This window comes from Candidatus Eisenbacteria bacterium (assembly GCA_016867495.1).
Lineage (GTDB): Bacteria > Eisenbacteria > RBG-16-71-46 > CAIMUX01 > VGJL01 > VGJL01.
Genome location: VGJL01000268.1, coordinates 1 through 2,803 on the forward strand (window position 1 = coordinate 1; position 2,803 = coordinate 2,803).

The 2,803-nt window shown below is 66.9% G+C and carries 5 protein-coding genes; 4 read left to right on the forward strand and 1 reads right to left on the reverse strand.

From position 1 onward, the window contains the following. Positions 1-224: 224 nt before the first annotated feature. The 3 genes from FJY88_13245 to FJY88_13255 are packed head-to-tail and all read left to right on the forward strand — an operon-like array spanning position 225 to position 1,980. A complete protein-coding gene (locus tag FJY88_13245; protein ID MBM3288292.1) occupies positions 225-905 on the forward strand; it encodes a hypothetical protein in 681 nt (226 codons plus the stop codon). A 5-nt stretch (positions 906-910) separates the two neighbouring features. After that, positions 911-1,639, forward strand: coding sequence for a cytochrome C assembly protein (locus FJY88_13250; GenBank protein ID MBM3288293.1), 729 nt, complete (start codon positions 911-913; stop codon positions 1,637-1,639). Further along, positions 1,636-1,980: a hypothetical protein gene (locus FJY88_13255; GenBank protein MBM3288294.1), complete on the forward strand. Its 345-nt coding sequence runs from the start codon at positions 1,636-1,638 to the stop codon at positions 1,978-1,980. The genes FJY88_13250 and FJY88_13255 overlap by 4 nt, the downstream gene beginning before the upstream one ends. A gap of 123 nt (positions 1,981-2,103) precedes the next feature. On the opposite strand, the gene FJY88_13260 is transcribed toward FJY88_13255, so the two are convergent. Further along, a complete protein-coding gene (locus FJY88_13260; GenBank protein MBM3288295.1) occupies positions 2,104-2,448 on the reverse strand; it encodes a hypothetical protein in 345 nt (114 codons plus the stop codon). Between the two features lie 82 nt (positions 2,449-2,530). Between FJY88_13260 and FJY88_13265 the strand changes: the two genes are divergently transcribed. Next, positions 2,531-2,803 (forward strand): hypothetical protein (locus FJY88_13265; protein MBM3288296.1); only part of this gene is annotated, 273 nt, incomplete at its 3' end.

The window sequence follows — 2,803 nt, forward strand, 5'->3', positions numbered from 1 at the left end:
ATCTCGAGAGGTCCCTGATCGACTTCCGGAAGGCGGGCGGCGCGTTCTTGATGGCCACCCACGATCTCTCTCACGCCGTCGGTCTGGCGGAGCGGCTCCTGATCATGCGCAGGGGGCAGCTCGTCCACGAGGAGCCGATGGAAGGCCTGACCCAGAGCCATCTCGAGGCGGTCTACCGCCGGCACGCCGGGATCGGCGTCGCGGGGGGCGGGGGGTAGCCGGGGATGGCCGGCTATGCCGCTGCGGTCCTCGCGCTCATCAAGAAGGACCTGCTCAGCGAATGGAGGACCCGCGAGGCGATCGGATCGATGGCCCTCTTCTCGCTCCTCATCGTCGTGGTCTTTGGCTTCTGTTTCGATGCCCGGAGGGTCGATCTCCGCGAAGCGGCGCCCGGCATGCTCTGGGTCGCCTTCAGCTTCTCGGGCGTGCTCGGACTCAATCACTCCTTCGCGACGGAGCGCCAGCGGGGGAGCCTGCAGGCGCTCCTCCTCGCTCCGGTCGATCGCAGCGCGATCTTCCTCGGGAAGATGCTCGGCAACCTCCTGCTCCTCTCGCTCGTCGAGGCGCTCACCCTGCCGGTCTTCTCGATCCTGCTGCGCGTGAGGGTGTTGCCTTGTCTGCCGGAGCTGGCGCTGGTAACCTTCGCTTCCACGATCGGACTGACCGCCGTCGGGACGCTGCTCGCCGGCATGGCGAGCAGCAACAGGATGAGGGAGATGCTCTTGCCGATTCTCCTCTATCCGATCTGGATCCCCGTCCTGCTCGCCGCTGTGAAGGCGACCGGAGGCGTCCTGGCCGGAGAGACGCTCGGGCAAGTCTGGGGCTGGTTGAGGCTGATCTTGGCGTTCGACCTGATCTTCGTCACGGTTGGTCTTCTGCTCTTCGAGCAGATTCTGGAGGAGTGAATCGGATGAAGGCGCGTCCGCCGGGCGGGCCCTGGCTGGCCATCGACATCGCCGCCGTCGTGTCAGTGCTCGCGGCGTTTCTCCTGGCGCTCTTCTACGCTCCGACGGAGAGAACGATGGGGGACGTGCAGCGGATCTTCTACTTCCATGTCCCCTCGGCGATGATGGCGTTTCTCGGATTCGTCGTCGTCATGGTCGGATCGATCGCCTTCCTGGCGACGGGATCCAGGCGCTTCGACAGCCTCGCCCTCGCGGGGGCGGAGGTCGGGTTCCTCTTCTGCACGATCACTCTCTTGACAGGGCCTGTCTGGGCGCGTTCCGCATGGGGGGTCTGGTGGACCTGGGACGCGCGGCTGTCGACGACGCTGATCCTCTGGCTCCTCTATGTCGCGTACCTGATGTTGCGGGGATACATGCAGGGGGATGTCCGGATGCGCCGCTTCTCCGCCGTTCTGGGAATTCTGGGGGCGCTCGATGTTCCGATCGTCTACTTCTCGGTGAGATGGTGGAGGACGCAGCACCCGACGACCTTCATCACGGAGCGCGGCGGGCTCGAGCCGGAGATGCGCGCCACGCTGCTCCTTGCGATGCTCGCCATCCTGCTGCTCTTTGTCTCTCTTCTGGTGAGGCGGATCGCCCTCGAGAGACTCCGCGCCGGCCGGGATCTCCTGCGCATGGAGATCGAGGAACGGGAAATCGCCCCCGCGATGGGCGGAGGGAGTGATCGATCATGAGGCTTCATTCGAAACCCCTTGCTGTGTGGGGATTGACCCTCTGCCTGCTGTTGGGATCGGGCCCGCGTCTGGCCGCGTCGCCCCGGCCGGAGGGCAAGGGCGTTCTCCTGTCCCAGGTTGATCGGGCCGAAGCGGGGGGCGCATCGGCCGAGAGGCAGTATCTCAACGCGGAGCGCCGGAAGGCGAGGAGCCGGTTCACCTATCTGGCCCTCGGCTACGGCCTTGTGTGGCTGGCCCTGGGCGTCTACCTCGTCCAGCTTCATCGCCGGACGGCGCGGGTGGCGTACGAGATCGATGCTCTCTCGAGGAGGCTCGCCGGTTCCGATCAAGACGGGATGTGAAGAGGGTCATGCGGGTTGGCTAGTTCCGAGAAGAGGGCGGTCGCGCGGCGGGGTCCGACGCCCCTTGGGCGGGGCGGGAGCCTGGAGCGCGCCAGAGCGAGTCTCGAGCGCGGCCGCGCCGTCCTATCTTCGTCTTGGCCGGGAGATGACGAGGATCTGAAGCCATCGCGCGAACAGAGATGGGATCCTGCGCCGGAGGCGGCTCTGCTCGAGTCGGTCGATTCTGAGATGCAGGTCGCGGATCGTCTCCCCGAGTCTCGCATTGCGTTCCTCGATCCGTCCGAAGCTCTTCAGATCGTAGAGCCGCAGCGGGGCGCCCGTGTGGATGCCGTTGTAGAGCCGAACGAGGCCCTCCAGCGTCGCGCGATCGAGAGCGATCCTCTGGGCCTGGCCGATCATGACGAACCAGCTCTCGCTGGCCTCATCGAAGGCGAGAGTGTCGAGCCTCTGGGTGTCATCCTGCTCCATGATCGACGCTCGCGGTGAGGGAAGGAGGCCTCGGCCGATCGGCCGAGCGCATCGACGGCCGTCCGCCGGCCGGCGGAACGTCATGCGGGGCCGCGGCCCAATCCTCTTCCTTCTCGCGCTCCTCCTCTTGTGCGGACCCGGCGCCGCCGCTCCCGGGGGCCGTCTCGATGTGACCTACCAGAGCCCGGACGGCTACCGGATCTTCGCCTCTCACTATCGGCACGAGGGGCCCGCGGCTGGAGTCGTCCTGCTCTTCCCCGACCCGGGAGAGGGGAGGGCCGCGTGGTCGGTCCTCGCCGATTCCATTCGCGGGCGCGGCCTGGACGTCCTGGTGCCCGAGCTCCGGGGGACAGGC

Bases quoted from the DNA above. Each gene is read 5' to 3' on its own strand.
- FJY88_13250 (MBM3288293.1), top strand. From the start codon at position 911: ATGAAGGCGCGTCCGCCGGGCGGGCCCTGGCTGGCCATCGACATCGCC.
- FJY88_13255 (MBM3288294.1), top strand. From the start codon at position 1,636: ATGAGGCTTCATTCGAAACCCCTTGCTGTGTGGGGATTGACCCTCTGC.
- FJY88_13260 (MBM3288295.1), bottom strand. From the start codon at position 2,448: ATGGAGCAGGATGACACCCAGAGGCTCGACACTCTCGCCTTCGATGAG.
- FJY88_13245 (MBM3288292.1), top strand. From the start codon at position 225: ATGGCCGGCTATGCCGCTGCGGTCCTCGCGCTCATCAAGAAGGACCTG.